Source organism: Marinomonas foliarum, from assembly GCF_003337275.1.
GTDB lineage: Bacteria > Pseudomonadota > Gammaproteobacteria > Pseudomonadales > Marinomonadaceae > Marinomonas > Marinomonas foliarum.
Genome location: NZ_QPJQ01000012.1, coordinates 71,348 through 90,125 on the forward strand (window position 1 = coordinate 71,348; position 18,778 = coordinate 90,125).

At 44.9% G+C, this 18,778-nt stretch carries 17 protein-coding genes; 5 read left to right on the top strand and 12 right to left on the bottom strand.

The window, feature by feature from the left end; genetic code table 11:
- Positions 1-118: 118 nt before the first annotated feature.
- The 4 genes from DFP77_RS08415 to rnt form a co-directional block, all read right to left on the bottom strand.
- Positions 119-379 carry an HP1242/YdcH family protein gene (locus DFP77_RS08415; RefSeq protein ID WP_114411842.1) on the bottom strand — a complete coding sequence of 87 codons (261 nt, stop codon included), beginning with the start codon at positions 377-379 and terminating at the stop codon, positions 119-121.
- Positions 380-607: 228 nt separating this feature from the next.
- On the bottom strand, positions 608-3,856 hold the full coding sequence (locus tag DFP77_RS08420; RefSeq protein WP_114411843.1) for a DUF748 domain-containing protein: 3,249 nt from the start codon (positions 3,854-3,856) through the stop codon (positions 608-610).
- Positions 3,857-3,898: 42 nt separating this feature from the next.
- Positions 3,899-4,339, bottom strand: a complete 441-nt coding sequence (locus DFP77_RS08425) for a YbaN family protein (RefSeq protein WP_258861092.1) — start codon at positions 4,337-4,339, stop codon at positions 3,899-3,901.
- A gap of 29 nt (positions 4,340-4,368) precedes the next feature.
- Positions 4,369-5,037: a ribonuclease T gene (gene rnt, locus DFP77_RS08430; RefSeq protein ID WP_114411844.1), complete on the bottom strand. Its 669-nt coding sequence runs from the start codon at positions 5,035-5,037 to the stop codon at positions 4,369-4,371.
- Positions 5,038-5,132: 95 nt separating this feature from the next.
- On the opposite strand from rnt, the gene DFP77_RS08435 reads away from it, so the two are divergent.
- The 5 genes from DFP77_RS08435 to DFP77_RS08455 all read left to right on the top strand — a co-directional run bounded on the left by DFP77_RS08435 (position 5,133) and on the right by DFP77_RS08455 (position 9,864).
- The gene (locus DFP77_RS08435) at positions 5,133-6,020 is read left to right on the top strand and encodes a flagellar protein MotY (protein ID WP_114411845.1); all 888 of its coding nucleotides are present in this window, start codon (positions 5,133-5,135) and stop codon (positions 6,018-6,020) included.
- A 201-nt stretch (positions 6,021-6,221) separates the two neighbouring features.
- A complete protein-coding gene (locus DFP77_RS08440; protein WP_114411846.1) occupies positions 6,222-7,454 on the top strand; it encodes an argininosuccinate synthase in 1,233 nt (410 codons plus the stop codon).
- A gap of 178 nt (positions 7,455-7,632) precedes the next feature.
- The gene (locus tag DFP77_RS08445; protein WP_114411847.1) at positions 7,633-8,526 is read left to right on the top strand and encodes a ribokinase; all 894 of its coding nucleotides are present in this window, start codon (positions 7,633-7,635) and stop codon (positions 8,524-8,526) included.
- A gap of 46 nt (positions 8,527-8,572) precedes the next feature.
- On the top strand, positions 8,573-9,514 hold the full coding sequence (locus tag DFP77_RS08450) for a nucleoside hydrolase (RefSeq protein WP_114411848.1): 942 nt from the start codon (positions 8,573-8,575) through the stop codon (positions 9,512-9,514).
- Positions 9,515-9,591: 77 nt separating this feature from the next.
- The gene (locus DFP77_RS08455) at positions 9,592-9,864 is read left to right on the top strand and encodes an RNA recognition motif domain-containing protein (RefSeq protein ID WP_114411849.1); all 273 of its coding nucleotides are present in this window, start codon (positions 9,592-9,594) and stop codon (positions 9,862-9,864) included.
- A 47-nt stretch (positions 9,865-9,911) separates the two neighbouring features.
- On the opposite strand, the gene DFP77_RS08460 is transcribed toward DFP77_RS08455, so the two are convergent.
- The 8 genes from DFP77_RS08460 to rsxB all read right to left on the bottom strand — a co-directional run bounded on the left by DFP77_RS08460 (position 9,912) and on the right by rsxB (position 18,770).
- On the bottom strand, positions 9,912-10,238 hold the full coding sequence (locus tag DFP77_RS08460) for a hypothetical protein (RefSeq protein WP_114411850.1): 327 nt from the start codon (positions 10,236-10,238) through the stop codon (positions 9,912-9,914).
- 178 nt (positions 10,239-10,416) lie between these two features.
- Positions 10,417-11,742, bottom strand: a complete 1,326-nt coding sequence (gene aptA, locus DFP77_RS08465; protein ID WP_114411851.1) for an omega-aminotransferase AptA — start codon at positions 11,740-11,742, stop codon at positions 10,417-10,419.
- Between the two features lie 143 nt (positions 11,743-11,885).
- Positions 11,886-12,521, bottom strand: a complete 636-nt coding sequence (nth, locus tag DFP77_RS08470; protein WP_114411852.1) for an endonuclease III — start codon at positions 12,519-12,521, stop codon at positions 11,886-11,888.
- Between the two features lie 242 nt (positions 12,522-12,763).
- The gene (locus tag DFP77_RS08475) at positions 12,764-13,531 is read right to left on the bottom strand and encodes an electron transport complex subunit E (protein WP_239544272.1); all 768 of its coding nucleotides are present in this window, start codon (positions 13,529-13,531) and stop codon (positions 12,764-12,766) included.
- A 9-nt stretch (positions 13,532-13,540) separates the two neighbouring features.
- Positions 13,541-14,158 (bottom strand): electron transport complex subunit RsxG, encoded by a 618-nt coding sequence (gene rsxG / locus DFP77_RS08480; protein WP_114411853.1) that lies wholly within the window; start codon positions 14,156-14,158, stop codon positions 13,541-13,543.
- Positions 14,158-15,216, bottom strand: coding sequence for an electron transport complex subunit RsxD (rsxD, locus tag DFP77_RS08485; RefSeq protein ID WP_114411854.1), 1,059 nt, complete (start codon positions 15,214-15,216; stop codon positions 14,158-14,160). The genes rsxG and rsxD overlap by 1 nt, the downstream gene beginning before the upstream one ends.
- The gene (gene rsxC / locus DFP77_RS08490) at positions 15,217-18,174 is read right to left on the bottom strand and encodes an electron transport complex subunit RsxC (protein WP_114411855.1); all 2,958 of its coding nucleotides are present in this window, start codon (positions 18,172-18,174) and stop codon (positions 15,217-15,219) included. It lies immediately after the preceding gene.
- Positions 18,174-18,770, bottom strand: a complete 597-nt coding sequence (rsxB, locus tag DFP77_RS08495; RefSeq protein ID WP_114411856.1) for an electron transport complex subunit RsxB — start codon at positions 18,768-18,770, stop codon at positions 18,174-18,176. The genes rsxC and rsxB overlap by 1 nt, the downstream gene beginning before the upstream one ends.
- Between the last annotated feature and the right edge of the window lie 8 nt (positions 18,771-18,778).

Consider the following 18,778-nt stretch of genomic DNA (forward strand, 5'->3'; position numbering starts at 1 on the left):
TATCAAGACAGTATTCATTTCTCATACGATAGTGCGAGATGGTGCTGAAAGCGTGTGCTGTGAAGGAAGGTAAGAGGCAGAACAGCAAATAATAGAAGCCATTCTGCCAGAGGATTAGCTAGGCTTTTTCAGCCGCTAGTCTGGTGGCTTTTATATAGCCCTGAAGCGTATCTTTTAGCTGAAGTCGCTGCTTCTTCAGCTGTTCTTCTTCTGTAGTGCTCGCAGGAATGATTTCTTGCTCCATTTTTTCGACAGATTTGGTGAGATGGTTATATTCGTCGTAGAGTTTCCTGAAATGCGCATCATCCATTTTTAGTTGATGGATATCCTCTTTGAATTCAGGGAATTCGTTTACCAGAGCATGATCTTCAATCGGCATAACTGTCTCCTTTAAGTATTTACTTTAAGTTTAGGTTAGCCTACTTAAGCAGTTGTGCACTTGATGCTTGTCAGGCTTTCCTTAAATAGTTATGGCTTGTTATTGGTGAATTTCAATGATGACGCATTCAGTTTATGGAAGAGTCCATAGTTTGCTGGGGGATTTGCTTTTTTTTGACAAAAAAACCGCAGTGGCTCGCGCCACTGCGGTTGTGTTTTGGGAGAAGTGTTAGAAGTTTAACTCTACTCTTGGCTTGCTGCTTCGAGAAAGGTCAACTTCAGGTGTGCATAGGTAGACACGAGAAGATGCGATACCTTCGTTGACCAAATAGTCTTTTAGGTTATCTGCGCGTTTTTGCGCTAAGTTGATAGCCTCATCTCTGGTGTCTTGGTCGATGGACACGGGTGGTTTCTCAAGACCTAAATCAAGGTAGCTTGTTATAGCACATGCTTTTAGCTGACTGTCTTTTTTGTCTTTCATTAGCGCTACCAGTTGTTCAAGGAAGGCGTCTTGAGCGTCATTTAACTGTTCGTCCTCAGCTTCAAATATTAACGGTTCGACACGAATTTTTAGTAGCTGATCACCTGCAAACTGCGCGATGCTAATAACATTGGCGTAAGGAATGAAGGTTTGCATCAAGTAGGTGCTAGAGGCGGCATAAAGCGCCTTTTTAACTGGTAAGAATAAGAAATCTGTCCAGCCAAACTCAGGGTTTTCTATGTCACCAGAAAGCGGGATATTCAAATCAATATTGTTGTCTCTGTCTTTCAATACACTAACGGCAATATTCAGAGGTACGGCACCGGCTTTCATTACTGAGTTGCTTTCTTGGCGGCCACCTAAATCAAACTCCCTTAGTACTATGTTTGAGCTGCCATTTAAAACGCCGTCTTTTGCATTGAGCTTGAGATCTAAATCCAATTGCCCAGAATCAATTTGATAACCTAGGACATTGGCGATGTAAGAAGAGAAGGGCGGTAATTCTGCCTCGTTCACCACAACTTCAGTGTTTAACGTTAGCTTGTCGGCAAGTGGCCAAATAGTCGCATCGGCTTGTAATGTTGTATATTTGCCGTTGCGAGCTTTAAAAGCAAAGACAGTTGCTTGGTCTTTTTTCGTGGTATTTAGGTCTCGCAGAGACAATGTTTCTATGTCTAGTGCGCGTTTTAGCATGGGAGAAATGCTTTTATCTTGGAAGTAAAAGCGAGATTTTCCTGTTGTATCGTATGCGTCGAGAATGACGTAGTAAGGTGCTTTAAAGGCCGTGTCTTGTTCGTTCTCAAGTGTGCTTTTAGCATCTTCGACTCTTGGTACTTGTGATTTTTGAGTGTTTTCTGTAGGGGCTTTTTGCTCTTCCGCTTCAGTAAACACCAGGTTTTCAATATTCTGTTGAGCATCCAGCATTAAGTTAATATCAAGCGCGTCTGCGGTGATTTTTTTGATATCTGCACCATCTTGGTTGGCTTTTAATCGCTCTACTTTAAGGCTGTTTAGATGGCCTAGCGCGGGTAAAACTGTTTTATCATTTTGTGCGCTGATAAGTTCTGAGAAAGTGAAATCCATAATGCTTAATTGTGATAAGGAAGCCTCAAAGTCGCTGTCTTGTTGGGTAAATGAAAGGCTGTTGATATCCGCGTTTTTCCATGAAGCAATGCGCTTATTATTGGTTAACTTGCTGTCTAGAGATTCACTGCTGAAGTTAAGGTTAATACCTTCTACACGTGGTGCTTCTTGACCTGCTTGATCGACATTGAGCTGATCTGCTGTCAGGGTTGCAGCACCAAGGGAAACATGTTTCTCGTCACTTTGGGTGGCATTTAATCCTTTAATATCGATCGACAGTTTAGAGTTTTGTGCCGACAGGCTGTCGCTGTCTTTTTGTAATGCTAGCGTATTAGATAGATTGAATACGTCGTAGTTGGCGGTATTTCCCGCTTGCTGAACAGTTAGTTCATTGCTTTGTACGTCAGCAATCAAAGAGGCTGTCATAGCTTCTGTTGAATCCATTGAAAAAGCTACTTCGTTCAAGGCTATTCGCAATTGTTTGTTCTGGACGGCAAGACTGTCTAGTGACAGAGCAAGCTCATTTAAGCCCAGCTCGGTAGAGGCAAGGTTAGCCGTCAGACCAGTTTCTTCATCCTGTTTGACATCAAAAGGTGCTTTCAGTGTTAGGTCGTTAAATTCTACTTGTTGTTGCGCTTGGGTAATAAGTGATTTGCCTAGCTGCACATCAAGATCGCCTGTTGCGGTTAAGCCTAGTTCATTTTGTTTTACATCAAAGGGTGTGCTTAGTTTTACGCTATTAAGTTTTGCGTTAAGGTCTGCTTGCGCAAAAGCTGGCATGTCCAGTTGCATATCTAGCTTACCTTTTGCGGTTAAGTCCGCATTATTTCGCGAAACATCAAAGGGAACGTTTAGGGCCAGTTTCTCAAGTTGTGCTTGCAACTCCCCTTGGGCAAAGGATGACTGGCTGGATTGGAGGTCCAAAGTACCTATCGCCGTTAATTGCTCAGCAGAAACAAAATGGATATTGGCTTTTGAAAGTGCCAGTGATGTGGACTTTGTGGTGGCTTTGTCTTGCTCGTTTAATGGCAAATCAAGGTTGTTGATTTGAGCATTCAGCGAAAGATTTTTAATATCAAAAACAGGTGCGTTATTAACGAGTTGTTGTGAAAATTGTAGGCTAGCTTCTAACTCCAACTGTCCTTTTCCTTTATTGTACGGCGCAGGTAGAAAGTGACGAAAGCTCTCTATCAGAATACGTGTATTTTGGATAGAAAGGTCGGCGCTGGCTTGTTCTGGTGAGTAGTCAAATTGGCTGTCTAATGACAATGCAGTGTCATTCAATAAGGCTGATAGCGCAATGTCACCTTCCCATGTCAGTTCCTGACCAGAAAAACCTTCGATGGATAAATTGCTAATGGTAAGCGTATCGGCTTGTGCTGGAACGTTTAAATCTGGTTGACGAGACAGTTTGACTTGGCTGTCAGTGAAGGTGAAAGCAGGTAGTTTTATAGACCAAGGCGTACTGGTGTTTTCTTCAGTTTGTTCTGTGTCAGTGACTTCTTGTTCAGGCTCTTGTTGATCTTCTGGTGTGGCGAATTGCGACGTATTAATACCGGCCACTATCCAGTCTTTTTCTTGTTGAGTGACTAGCAAGTTTAAGCCGTCGATCTTAGCTTGTGATATATGGACAGTTTTAGTGAAGAGTGGCCATATTTCAACTTCAACAATGGCACGCTTTAATGTGAGTGTGTCTTGGCTCTTGTCATTAATGACGATGTTTTTTAAGTCTATTTTGGGCGGAAAAAAATCAACAGATAGTTTGCCGACGGTGAGATCTTCACTTTGTTCTTGGAAGTAATTTTTTAGGTAATATTCCGCAATAAATGGCGTGACTAACCAAGTGAGGGTGATTAAACCTGTCAAAGCGGCAAAAGGATAAAAGACAAAGTGTCGAAAATGTCGGCGTGTCATAGAATAAAGTGCCTTTTAAAAAATAAGTAATAGGTGAATAGTTTAAGCTTCTTCGTCTTTTTCTTCGGCAATATTTTTACTTTCAGACCGTAAAGGTAAGCGTAATAAATACGTTGTCACACACAGACCAATAAAGACAAGTCCAATCGTCGCCCAAATACGCGAAACAATAAAGATCGAAATGGCCATTCCTGCCCACATAAAAATGATGGCTCTGTTTCTGGCTTTTTTGGGGATACCATCGGAAGATTGCCAATCATTGATTATTGGTCCAAAAAACTTATGCTCAATGAGCCAAGTGTGGAAACGTTCGGAGGATTTTGAAAAGCACCAAGCCGCCAATAGCACCAATGGTGTAGTGGGGAGTAAGGGGAGAAAAATACCAATAATGCCAGTGATGAGAGAAAACCACCCTAGCATTAAATATAAAATTCGCTTTCCTTGCATAAGCTTGCCCACATAATGGTCAGAGAAAACGGGCATGAATGAATCAGCCCGTTTTTATTATGGCGCTATTTTCCTGAATGGAAAATAGCTTCCATACTATTTTCTGCTTCGTTTTCAACCAGTGGCCAGCCGCCAAGGCGTTTTAAACGGTTTACCATTTCACAGAATAGCTCTGCGGTTTTTTCGGTATCGTATTTGGCAGAGTGTGCTTCTGCGTTGCTAAACGGAATAGACGCTGCTTCACAGGCTTTTGCTAATACTGTTTGTCCAAACACCAAACCGGCTAAACTGGCGGTGTCAAAGCTAGAAAAAGGATGGAATGGATTGCGTTTTATATCCACTCGCTCAATGGCGGCGTTTAAAAAACCGTGGTCAAATGCGGCATTATGACCAACAAGAATGGCACGTTTACAGCCAACAGACTTTAGCTCTTTTCGAACTTTGCTAAACATTTGGCCAAGTGCTTCACTTTCTGGCATGTCTAGTCTATCGGGTGCAAAAGGGTCTATGCCTGTAAAGTCTAGCGCTGCTTTTTCAAGGTTTGCGCCTTCAAACGGCTTAATCAAAAACTCTAATGTTTCGTGGATATATAAGTCGCCATTTTCATCCATTCTTAGGATACTGGCTGCCATTTCTAACAAAGCATCTGTTTTTTGATTAAAGCCTGCGGTCTCTACGTCGATAACAACAGGTAGGAAGCCGCGGAATCTATCTTTGATTTCATGGTTTGACAAAAGAAGGTCCTTAATTCTGCCGCTTGATCAACAGTAACGGTATACAATAGGATCGGATCATAACACATTTGATAATGCTTGAACGAGATGTCTAAATGGGAATTCCCCAACAACTTCTAATTCGCACCACTTTTTTATTGCTGGCTTGTGCTCCCTTTGCACAAGCCAATGCCATAACCCATTACCAATCCGGAATTACGAATTCTGAATGGTTGCTTACGGGGGATATTTTTTCGTGCAGTTTAACGCACCCAGTCCCTAATTATGGTGAAGGCCACTTTATCAAAGAAGCAGGCGAGCCGATGAAGTTTATTCTTCAGCCACGAAATGAAAAATTAGGCCCAGGTCAGGTGTATATCCTGTCGCAAGCGCCAGATTGGTCTCCGGGCACTAAACCAGAAACCTTAGATATTCTTCCTTATCCTGGATACGGGTTAACTGTTGAAGTTGGTGGTAAGGTAGCTGAGCGTATGCTTAGCAGCTTGGACCGAGGCCGTCATCCCGTGGTTGCAGGTACCGCATGGGAAAATAACCGCGAAACCGTGGAAGTAGGGTTGTCTAATATTAACTTTGCGCCAGCCTATAATGAATTTAGACGTTGTTTAGCTAGCTTGTTACCCGTTAACTACGATCAGATCGCTAGAACAGCGGCTTTGTTTCCGACGAATGGCGTAAATCTGACAGATCGTATTCGCGCACGTCTGGATCTGGTGGCTTTGTACGTATCGTCGGATCCTACGGTGGAATACATTTATATTGATGGTCACACCGACATTATCGGTTCTCGTCGAGACAACCGTGAGCTTTCCAAAGTTCGTGCGGAAAAAGTTACGGCTTATTTGTTAGAAAAAGGCGTGCCTGCGGCAAAAATCATTTCGCGATATCATGGCGAGCGTTATCCATCTGCTAGCAATAATAGCAGCCAAGGTCGAGAGCGTAACCGACGTGTGACAATTCGTTTGGAAAAAAATGACGCAAGTTGATTCATAAGTTTTCCGTTCGTCTTTAATTTCTTAAAAAGCCCCGTTTTAGCGGAATTATCTGCGTGAAACGGGGCTTTTTACTTGCTAAGCAAGAATCGAAATCTTACACTTGTAGCCCCTTTTTTAAATTATTTGCGCCGCCATGTACTGGTTTGAAGGCATTGGCGTGGGAGCGCGAGCTCGTTGAGGAGAATAGAGATAATGTCTGACGTGAAGAAGGTAGTGCTTGCCTATTCGGGCGGCCTAGACACTTCGGTAATCGTGAAGTGGCTTCAAGAAGAGTATAACTGTGAAGTGGTTACCTTTACCGCTGATTTGGGTCAGGGTGAGGAAGTTGAACCAGCTCGCGCTAAAGCTCAAGCGTTGGGTATTAAGGAAATCTACATTGAAGATTTGCGCGAAGAATTTGTTCGTGACTTCGTTTTCCCTATGTTCCGTGCTAACACTATTTACGAAGGCGAATACCTTTTAGGTACGTCTATTGCGCGTCCTTTGATCGCTAAACGCTTGATTGAGATTGCCAATGAGACAGGCGCTGATGCGATTTCTCACGGCGCAACAGGTAAAGGTAACGACCAAGTACGTTTTGAGCTTGGTGCTTATGCATTGAAACCTGGAGTTAAAGTGATCGCTCCATGGCGTGAATGGGACTTAACGTCTCGTGAAACTCTAATGGCGTACTGCGAGAAGCACAATATTCCAGTTGATTTTTCAACTAAGAAGAAAAAATCTCCTTACTCTATGGACGCCAACCTACTGCACATCTCTTTTGAGGGTGATCAGCTGGAAGACCCGTGGACAGAGCCAGAAGATGATATGTGGCGTTGGTCTGTATCTCCTGAAGATGCGCCAAATGAAGCAACTTACATCGAAATCGGTTACGAAAAAGGCGACCCAGTTTCTATTAATGGCGAAGCTATGTCTCCTGCAACCATCTTGGAAACATTGAACAAGGTTGGTGGCGCGAACGGTATTGGCCGTGTAGACATTGTTGAAAACCGTTTTGTTGGTATGAAAGCACGTGGTTGTTATGAAACCCCTGGTGGCACCATCATGATGCGTGCACACCGTGCTATTGAGTCTATTACGCTAGACCGTGAAGCGATGCACTTGAAAGACGAAATGATGCCTCGTTACGCAAAAATCATTTACAACGGTTTCTGGTGGTCTGAAGAGCGTCGCATGATGCAAGCGATGATCGATGCGTCTCAGAAATATGTTAACGGTACGGTTCGTCTTAAATTGTACAAAGGCAATGTTACAGTTGTTGGTCGTCAATCTGAAAACAGCTTGTTCGATAGCTCTATCGCAACATTTGAAGACGATGCTGGTGCTTACGACCAGAAAGACGCAGCAGGCTTTATTAAGCTGAATGCGCTTCGTATGCGTATTGCAGCTCAAAAAGGCCGTGGCTTTCTAGATAACGACAAGTAATTCTTGGTCGTTTTAGAAAATTAAGCTTTTAAAAAACGCTCCGTTCTTGCAGAATTGGAGCGTTTTTTATTTTTGTACACTTGGTCAATGTTTGTTCGTCGATCAACTGAGTTTATCGCTTAATATGTTTGTTAGGCTTGTATACCGAGAAGCATGTTCGCACTGAAGGAAGGGAATAATGGCAATATATAACGTAGGCTCGATTAACCTCGACCATCTTTATCAGCTTGATCACTTTGTTCGACCTGGCGAGACAATGGCATCAGACAGCTACCAGTGTTTATTGGGGGGAAAGGGCGCGAATCAATCAGTGGCGTTAGCAAAAGCGGGCGCGGATGTGAAACATGTCGGCGCGCTTCATCACAGTGACCAAGCGGTTATTGATCAGCTTGAATCCCTTGGTGTCAATACAGACTTGATTAAGCGGGTAGATGTGCCAACCGGTCATGCGATTATTCAGCTAACTAAAGAGGCAGAAAACTCGATTATTTTGTACCAAGGCGCTAATCATGCGCTGACAGAAGAACAAATTGATAATGTGCTTTCTAATGCGAGTGAAGGTGACTGGGTGTTGTTGCAAAATGAAACAAACCTGATCGAATATACCATGCGCAAAGCGCAAGAGAACAAAGTTAAGGTCGCATTTAATCCAGCGCCTATGGATGCAGAATTAACGCGCAACGTGCTGGATTTAGTCGACTTGCTGATTGTTAATGAAGTAGAGGCAATGGATCTGATTGGTACTGCGGATATAGACAGCACCATTGACGCGTTTCCAAAAGTTTACCCAGAACTTGCTGTGTTGATGACCCTTGGCAAAGCGGGTGTTTGCTATTTTGATGGGGAAGAGCATTTATCTGTAAAAGCTTTCTCCGTTGAAGCGGTTGATACCACTGCAGCGGGCGATACCTTTATTGGCTTTTGCTTGTCTTCTCTAATGAATGGTGAAGATATGGCGCGGGCTATTACTCGTGCCTGTGCAGCATCCGCTATTTGCGTAACTCGCTTAGGAGCAGCTTCTTCCATTCCAACACAAGATGAAGTGACGGCCTTTCTTGCCAAGAACAGTTAGCCAAAATACACAGCCAACAACGAATAGTTAAAAGAGGAATTTAAACATGGCTCGTAAGATTATTATTGATACAGATCCTGGTATAGACGATGCAATGGCGATCTTTTTTGCCTTTCAAGCACCACAGCTTGAGGTGTTGGGTCTAACGACGACATTCGGTAATGTGTCAGTGGATTTGGCAACGCAAAATGCCATTACATTGACTGAAATTGCGAAAGTAAATGTGCCTGTTGCTAAAGGCGTTGCCGTACCAAGTAAGATAGCGCCGCGTCCGCATCCTGACTTTGTGCATGGTGCTGATGGTTTTGGCAATATCAATTGGCCAGCGCCGCAAGGCAAGGCAATTGAAAAAGGCGCTGCGCAATTTATTGTTGATACTGTTCGAGAGTTCCCAGGTGAAGTGACTATTATCGCGCTTGGTCCGCTAGGTAACTTGGCAAAAGCGCTTGAGCTTGACCCAGAAGTAGCCAACTTGGTTGATGAAGTTGTTCTAATGGGCGGCACTGCTATTGAATATGGTAACGTATCGCCAGTGGCAGAAGCGAACATCATGAATGACCCGCATGCGGCAGATATGGTGTTCACTGCAGCTTGGCAGGTGACTATGATTGGTCTAGATGTTACGCATCAAGTATTACTTGATAACAGTGTTTTGGATCGAATCAAGCAAGCGAATCCTGCAGAAGGTGGTTTCTTGTATGACTGCGCTCAGCATTACATCAATTTCTACAGCAGTCGTTTTGATATGGATGGTTGTTACTTCCATGATGCATCGACGATTGCTTATGTAATGGATCCAAGTATTTTTGGTGTCGAGCTTGGCGCGGTGCGTGTTGCTTGTGAAGGCATTGGTATTGGACAAACTATTTTTGCACCACAAGGAATGAGCTTCCCTGAACCACATTGGACAGATGTACCAATGACGCAGGTTTGTATGGAAGTAGACAGCAAAAAATTATTAACCTTGTTTGAGACAACCTTGTCTTAAACCGTTAGAATGGCGCAATCAAACTTGAAGGCATGGAGCATAACGTCCGTGCCTTTTTTATTTATAAAGAGAAATATATGAAATTATTAGTAAGAAACCTTGCCCGTAACACGACAGAAGAAGAGCTAAGAAGCTTGTTTGCCGTTCATGGAACGTTGCAGTCTTGTACTATCGTTATGGACAAAGAAACGGGTGAATCTAAAGGCTTTGCCTTTGTTGAAATGCCAAAAGTTGGTGAAGCGAAAGTTGCGATCAAAACGTTAAACGGCATGGATGTTGATGGTTCTAAAATCCGCGTTAAGAAAGCCGAAGAAACAGCGAAAAAAGCGGACAGTGACGACGCAGAATAAAACTCACGCCTAGTTATCCGCTATCCTAGCTTGTCTACTGCTGTGAGCTAGGAATGAGCGTCAGCGAACTCTTTGATAAAGTTCACGTCTTTATCTGAAATAGTATGGTAAGACAGTTTTATATAGTGCTTATTATGCTCGTTAAAGACATCCAGTTGCGGGTCACATAATACTTTTAGCGTGGCTATTTTCCCCTCATGAATTGCTTTCAACTCTAGCTTCACCATTTTAGACCCTTGTAAACCTTCAGGTGCTTCCACTTCTATCATTTGTGTTGATATGTGTGTGCAATGAATAGACATGGTTTTGCCATTGGTTAAATACAATGTGCCTGTCCAAAAGCAGCGAACGTAAGGCGAATGTGAAATAGACATTGTTCTATCCTTTACTGGGTGAAGATCCAAGGGCGTTGATGACTTTTCTAGGATAGCCATTATAGTGCAAGATGCTAGACAAGTGATAGCTAGATAAAACTGATATGAATCAAGGTGTTGCTGGGAACTTATTGGCAACACCTTGATTAGAGTGTATTACTAAGGCTGGTAGCGTCTGTTAGTTTTGTTGCTTAATTGTCTCGCCCAGAGCATTGATTAGGCTGTCGATTTCGGATTGCTCTGTTGTAAATGGCGGTGCTAATTGAATAGTATCAGCACCATAACGTACATAATATCCTTTGTCCCACATAGCCATAGCGATTTGGAACGGACGTTTCGCTGGCTCGCCATCGATTGGCGCAATAGTAATACCTGCGGCAAATCCATAGTTACGAATGTCTGTGATCATAGGGCTGGCGTCTTTCAGCTGGTGGACGCTGTTTTCCCAGCTTGAACTCATGCTGTTAACACGTTCAATCAAACCTTGTTTCTTGATTTCATCAAGTGATGCTAGCGCCGCGGCACAAGCAATAGGATGAGCCGAATAGGTGTAACCATGAGGGATTTCCAGCATGTAGTCAGGGCCGCCGTTATCCATAAAGGTATCGTAGATCTCTTGTTTGAAGGCCACAGCGCCCATTGGTATAACGCCATTGGTTACTTGTTTTGCCATGGTAATCACGTCAGGCGTTACACCAAAGGCTTCAGCACCAGTTTTGGCACCCATACGACCAAAAGCCGTAATGACTTCATCAAAAATTAACAAGATATTGTGCTGATCACAGATTTCGCGCAAACGTTGTAAATAGCCTTTCGGTGGCACAATCACACCAGCAGAACCTGACATGGGTTCAACAATCACTGCGGCGATGTTAGACGCATCGTGCATCATGATTAGGTTTAGCAGGTCATCAGCGCGCTCTTTGCCTTGCTCTGCCATGCCCTTGGAAAACTCGCTGCCTGGAACTTGTGTATGAGGTAAGTGATAAGATTCTAAACCTTGGCCGTAAAGCGTACGGTTCGCCGGAATGCCACCAACACTGAAGCCTGAAATCCCCGCACCATGATAACCTTTGGCACGACCGATGAATTTGGTCTTGGTGCCCATGCCTTTCTTACGCCAATAGGCGCGAGCTACTTTCAATGCCGTATCGACAGACTCAGAACCAGAGCCGGTAAAGAAAATACGGTTTAGGCCCTTAGGCATAAACTCGGTAATTTGCTCTGCTAACAAGAAAGACTTCTCGTGGCCGAATTGAAAAGCAGGGGAGTAATCGAGGGTTTTAACTTGTTGAGCCACTGCTTCATTAATCGCGGGGTTGCTATGTCCCAAACCACACGTCCACAAGCCAGACAGACCGTCAAAAATCTTTCTGCCATCACTGTCGGTGTAATAATTGCCCGCAGCAGAGGTGATAATGCGAGGATCTTTTTTGAATTGACGATTGCCTGTGTAGGCCATCCAATGGGCATCAAGCTGGGCTTGGGTTAAGCGGTGACTCATGGCATTTTCCCTCTAACAAATGAAATCTTAATAGAGTAAGAATGCCGAGCCGGAAAGGTTTAATAAATGTGATGTTATTTAATTTTAGGTTAGTCTTTGCTTAACTAAAAATAGAAGCTTAATTGAATAACCAATACAGGTGTTTAAGTAGAGGTCTTTTCTTTAAATTCGCACAAATCTTCAATAATACAGGCATCGCATTTAGGTTTGCGGGCCACGCAGATGTAGCGACCATGCAAAATCATCCAGTGGTGAGCGTCCAAAAGAAATTCCTTTGGCACAAATTTCAGTAGCTTCATTTCCACTTCTAAGACGTTCTTTCCCGGTGCTACCTTGGTGCGATTACCAAAACGAAAGATATGCGTATCCACCGCCATGGCCACTTGTCGAAAAGCGGTGTTTAGAACCACGTTGGCGGTTTTGCGGCCAACACCAGGAAGGGCTTCCAGTTCTTCACGCGTTTCTGGTACAGCACTGCTGTGCTTTTCGATCAGAATCTGGCAAGTTTTGATGGCGTTTTCGGCTTTGGCGTTAAATAAGCCAATGGTTTTGATATAGCTTTTTAAGCCATCTACGCCAAGGGCGAGCATGGTTTCTGGCGTGTTGGCCACAGGGAAAAGCTTGCGCGTGGCTTTGTTGACGCTAACATCAGTGGCTTGGGCGGAGAATAAAACCGCAATCAAAAGCTCAAAAGGCGAGTTGTATTCCAGCTCAGTTACGGGATTTGGGTTTTCAGCTCGTAAGCGAGAAAAAATCTCGTAGCGCTTGTCTTTGTTCACTTTTTATAACCTTTATTTAATTTAATACCCCCTCCCAACCTCCCCCTTGGCAGGGGGAGGGGCTTAGAGCTTTTTATTCCTTCCCCTTATCTTCAAGGGGAAGGCTAGGATGGGGTTGTTAATTTTTTAACCCCCTCCCAACCTCCCCCTTGGCAGGGGGAGGAGCTTAGAGCTTTTTATTCCTTCCCCTTATCTTCAAGGGGAAGGTTAGGATGGGGTTGTCTTGATCTTGGTGTAAAGTGTTAACTTACTTGCCCGGTCACGCGAACACGTTTCGATGCACTTGGGCCATCTTTGGCTTTTTGTGCGGCAATACGTTTTTTCTCGCGTTCGTCTAGGTAGTTTTTACCGGCAATCAGCAATCCTAGGCCAATAAATGCTCCAGGCGGTAATACGGCAAATAATACGTTTGGATAGTTATCAAAAACAACGATTTTCCAGTGAATTGCCATGTCGCCGAATAGAAGCTGCATATCGGAAAACAGTGTACCTTGTCCAATTAGCTCACGCATTGCGCCCAAGGTGACAAGGATAAACATGAAGCCCAACCCCATCATGAAACCATCAAGCGCAGAAGGAAGCACAGGGTTGCGGCTGGCAAAGGCGTCAGCACGTCCAAGAATCGCACAGTTGGTCACGATAAGCGGGATAAAAATCCCCAGAATTTGATAAAGCTCGTAAGTATAAGCCTGCATGATTAATTCGATACAGGTGGTAAACGACGCGATAATCATCACAAAAGCTGGTAGGCGTACCGCATCCGCAACGTAGTTACGAATGATGGAAACCGCAATGTTGGAACCGACCAATACAACCATGGTCGCCAACCCAAGTCCTAAAGCGTTAACCACTGTACTGGTTACCGCCAACATAGGGCACAAGCCAAGCAATTGAACTAAGGCCGGGTTGTTTTTCCAAATGCCGTTATAAATGATTTCAGCGTAATTCGCGCTTGGCTTGCTCGCTTCTTGAGTAGCCTCACTTTCGGCCGCTTCTGAGTTCGTTGTCATGGGGCTATCCTAATACGCTAACAGCGTATCTTTGTGTTGATCAAAATAAATTAGCGTGTTCTTTACAGCGCGAACGACGGCGCGAGGAGTGATGGTCGCACCGGTAAATTGGTCAAAATCGCCACCGTCTTTTTTCACACCCCAAGCCTTTAAACTCGGGTTTTCTAACGACTTGTTGGCAAAGCTTAAAATCCATTTGGACTTTTTAAGGTCAACCTTGTCGCCAAGCCCTGGTGTTTCTTTATGACTAATTACACGGCTACCTGTGACGACACCGTTTTTATCAATGGCAACGAGCATATCTAAATTGCCATTATAGCCGCGTGGTGCAATGGTTTCGAAGATGATGCCAGAGACTTCGCCATTTTTACGAGCGATGTGAATTTTTATGCCTTCTTCGCTGCCAAGTAATGGATCAGCAGGTAGTGTCGCTGTGTCTTTGGTTAAATCATTGTCGTATAAATCAGCTGGCAAGATTTCATTGAAAGCTGAAATTTGCGCATCCAAAATATTGTTCTTGATGGTGTGATCTGTCAGCTGATGAGTAGTGGCGATAAGGCCAGCAGTCAGCACAGCGAAAATAGCCAAACCTAAACTATTGCGACGAATAGAGGCGAACAATTCCATTAGTTATCCTCCCCAACTTTTAAGCCGGTTTTGGCTTTTTTATGCCCATATGTTCTTGGTTGCGTGTAGTAATCAATTAATGGTGCTGAGAAATTCATTAGCAAGACGCCAAATGCAACGCCGTCAGGGTAACCACCCCAAGAGCGAATAATGTAAATCAAGATGCCAATGCCAGCGCCATAAATCAGCCTGCCGCGATTACTGGTACAAGACGACACAGGGTCAGTAGCAATAAAGAAGGCACCGAACATGGCTGCGCCAGTGGTTAGCTGAAAGAAAGGCGTTGCCGTATTGCTTGGGTCAAACAGATGGAATACGCCAGCCATTACCAGTAAAGCACCCAATAGTGCCGCTGGCGTGTGCCAAGTGATAATGCGTAACCATATCAGCCCAAGGCCACCGACAAGATACGCTGCGTTTACCCAAAGCCAGCTGTTTAAGCTGGGCCCTTGAAGAGCAGCAATGCTGCTAAAAGCGGCTTGCGAATCTAATAGGTCTTTGTGTTTGAAGCCATCTAAAGGCGTCGCCATGGTGTAGCTATCTATCACGGGTAAGTGATGGAAAATAGCTTGTAAGCTTTGCATGAAAGACAGTGTTTCACCAGCCGGGATCATGCTTTGCACGCCAAGCCATTGGCTCATAGGAACAGGAAAAGACACCAATACAATGGCATAACCGACCATGGCCGGGTTGAATGGGTTGTTGCCCAAGCCGCCATAAAGTTGCTTGGCAAAGATAATCGCAAACGCCACCGCTGTCACCGTGACCCACCAAGGCACAACGGGAGGCAAGGCAACGCCTAACAGCACTGCGGTTAATAGGGCGCTGTAATCTTTCAAGAAGAAACCGACAGCACGACGACGAACCGCCAAAATAGCTGCTTCACTTAATAATGCAGTGATGCAGGCGATCATTAGGTTAATTAGCGTGCCCCAGCCAAATAACCAAGTCTGCACGACTATGCCAGGAATGGTCGCTAAAATGACCATCTGCATCACCCAAGAGGTGCGACGTCCTGCACGTTGTGTGTGGGGGGAGGTGATCCTCAATAATGCCATTTAACGATTCTCTTGCATGTTAGTTTGCGAATGAATAAGTTTTTCTAACAAAGTTTCGGCGCTCTGCAGACGTTGTTCAGTGGCTACAATTTCTTGTTTAATGTTGTCCGCTTCTTCTGGTGAGCTTTCTAAACGCTTATTCAATTTGTTGATTTGAGCTTTAGCTAAAGCTACGGCGATTTTTTCTTTTTTAATCTGCGTCGCTAGATCCATTTCAGGCTCGACTTTGGCTTCACTGTTAGCTGCTGTTTTCTCTACAGGCGTAGAAACGGAAGTAGCTGATGTGCTTTCTTCTGCTTCAAGCGCGGCGAGCTTTTGTTGTGCCTCAATGAGCTTTTTAGGCCACTCCGATGCTTCTATCTCGCTTTCGTCTTTGCCTTGGTCTTTTAAAAGCTGAATGTTTTTCTCGGCTTTCTTAATGCCGGCCTTAGCAATAGCTAGGTCGATCTTGCGTTTTTTAGCGGCATCCGCATCGATGTTAGCGGTGGCAATTGGTGCACTTGTGACTGTTGCGACAGAGGGTGCTGTTGCCTCAGATGCCTGTTCCTTCTCAAGTCCGGCGAGTTTATCCTGTGCCTCTTTTAATTTGCTCGGCCATTCCGACGCATTGATTTCAGCCTCGTCCTTGCCTTGCTCTTTCAGGAGCTGAATGTTTTTCTCGGCCTTTTTAATGCCAGCCTTGGCAATGGCTAGATCTATTTTGCGCTTCTTAGCTGCGTCGGCATCGACGTTGGTTTCAGGTTCTGCTTTTACTGGAGCCGCTTTGGGTGCTGCAGCTTCTGGGTTAGCTAAGGTTTTTTCCAGTTCATCTGCTCGCTGCTGGGCTTCTTGTAATTGCTGACGAATCGCTTCGATTTCAGGCGCGTTTATTTCTTCTGCCTTTTTCAAGGCTTTTTCGACTTTCTTCACCGCCGCTTTGGCAATGGCGGCATCGATTTTTAGCTTTTTCAATTCATCACTAATTGCGGCTTTTGGTTCGGCTGCGGCGGTGTTTGTGCTTGCCTGAGTGCTTTCACTTAGCTTGCTTACTGTGTCTTGTGCGGCTTTTAGATCGGTTTCAAAAGCGCTGACCTTGTCTTTCAGCTCTTGATCGTCTGGTGTCTCAACAAGTTGCTTTTGTAGTTTCTTCAGTTTCACGCCAATCAAGGCTACGTCAACTTTGGCTTTTTTCAGCTCGTCGCTCACAGGCGCAGGGCTTGCTTTGGCGGTATTTGTCGCTGGAGCGTCAGGCGCTGCGCTTGTCATTTGCGCAAGCTGTTCTTCCAGTGATGCAATGGCTTTTTCTTGATCAGTGACTTGCAGTTGCAAGTTGTTGATCTCTTCCACGTGTTCGTTTTCTTGCGCTTCAAGCAGTTGTTTCTGTAGCTTCTTCAGTTTGGATTTGCCAATGGCGATATCGACTTTGAGCTTTTTCGATTCGTCAGTTGTTGCAGGCGCAGCGGCGGCTGTTGGAGCGGCTTTTTCTGGTGCTGCTTTCTTTTTGTCTGTGGCTTTGTTGGATGACGCTTTTTGGCGAGCTAGGCGTTTGGCCTCTTTCTCTGCTGCTTCTGCGTCTTGGCGAGCTTTACGGGCTTCAAAGCGTTGCTTCGCCAAGTCTGATTTGACATTGGCTTCACGAGCTTCACGGATGCTGCTTTTGGAATGACGGTAATATTGCACTAGCGGAATGCTGCTTGGGCAAACATAAGAGCAAGCGCCACATTCAATACAATCGAATAGGTTATGGTGTTCGGCTTTTTCGAATTCTTGGCTTTTACTGAACCACAATAACTGCTGAGGCAATAAGCTGGCAGGACAGGCTTGTTCGCACATACCGCAACGGATGCAAGCTTGTTCTGGTGCCGGCGCCGGCAGTTCTTTTTTGCTGGCGGCTAAAATACAGTTACTGGTTTTCACAATCGGCACAGCGGCTGAATCTAAGGTGTAGCCCATCATTGGACCGCCCATGATCAAGCGGCTGAGTTTTTTCGGCTCAAAATCGGCGTATTCCAATAAATGCGCTACTGGCGTACCGAACAGTACTTCGACGTTTTGTGGAGCTTTCAGCGCATCACCCGTTAAGGTGGTAAAACGTGAAATAAGTGGTTTGCCGAGCGTAATTGCATCGTGAACTGCCACACAGGTGCCGACGTTTTGACATAAAACGCCGATGTCTGCCGGGTATTGTCCACTTGGGACTTCTTTGCCCGTTAATAGCTGGATTAATTGCTTTTCGCCGCCAGAAGGGTATTTAGTTGGCACAACCGCAATTTGAATTTGGCTGTTGCGTTCACTCAAGATGGCTTTTAATGCCGCAATGGCGGTGGGCTTATTATCTTCAATACCAATGACAATGTTATCTGCCTCAACAAGGTGTTGAAGTATCTCGATGCCTAACACTAATTCTAAGGTTTTTTCACGAATCAACATGTCATCAGCGGTGATGTAAGGTTCACATTCTGCCGCGTTAATAATGAAATGCGTCAGTGGATTCTTGTGGGCACCTTGAAGTTTTACCTGCGTTGGGAAGCCTGCGCCGCCCATGCCGATGATGCCCATTTCGGACAAGTACGCCAATACATCGGTTTTGCTGATGTCTTGCCAATTGTCCAGTGGCTCAAGGGGGGTCCATGTCTCATTGCCATCTGGCGCGAGGATAATACAAAGATCGCTTAAGCCTGATGGATGAGCAATAAGGCGCTCTTCAATAGCGGCAATCGTGCCAGAAGTCGGCGCATGTAAAAAGCTGCTCAAAAAGCCATTGTTAATGGCGATGGTTTCGCCTTTTAATACCTTGTCACCCACTTTGACTAACGGGCGAGAGCTCTGGCCAATGTGTTGGCCAAGCGGCAAAATAAGCTCGTTAGGTAGGCTAGGTTTACCCAAAGGTAATTGCAGAGATTGCGTTTTGTTTTCTGGTGGATGAATACCGCCATGAAAAGAAAAAACCTGAGCTGTTTGTAGTTTTGCTGCTTGCATCAGTGCGTCACCTCCGCTTGGCGGTCGGTGGCAATAACGTTTAATGACGTTGCCGCGATACCTTGCGGCTTATCCCAAGACCAAGTTTTCGCTGTCACGCCTACTTCTACCATATCAATACAATCTACAGGGCAAGGCTCGACACAAAGGTCACAGCCTGTGCATTCATCCGCTATGACGGTGTGCATTTGTTTGGCCGCACCTAAAATCGCGTCCACAGGGCATGCTTGAATGCACTTAGTGCAGCCGATGCATTCGTCTTCACGAATTACCGCGACACGCTTCGCACTTTCGGTGCCGTGGTCGCCATCTAATGGAACAGCTTCCACATCTAATAAATCGGCTAAGGCTTGAATGGTGGCTTGACCGCCTGGAGGGCAATGGTTAATGGCTTCGCCGTTGGCAATGGCTTCAGCATAAGGGCGGCAGCCAGGATGACCACATTGGCCACACTGTGTTTGTGGTAGAAGAGCATCAATTTGATCAACGATTGGATCGCCTTCTACATGGAAACGCACATTGGCGTAACCCAAAATAGCGCCAAAAATAAGCGAAAGGAGTACTAAAATTCCGATGGCGAGTAAAACAGTCAACATGGTCGGCT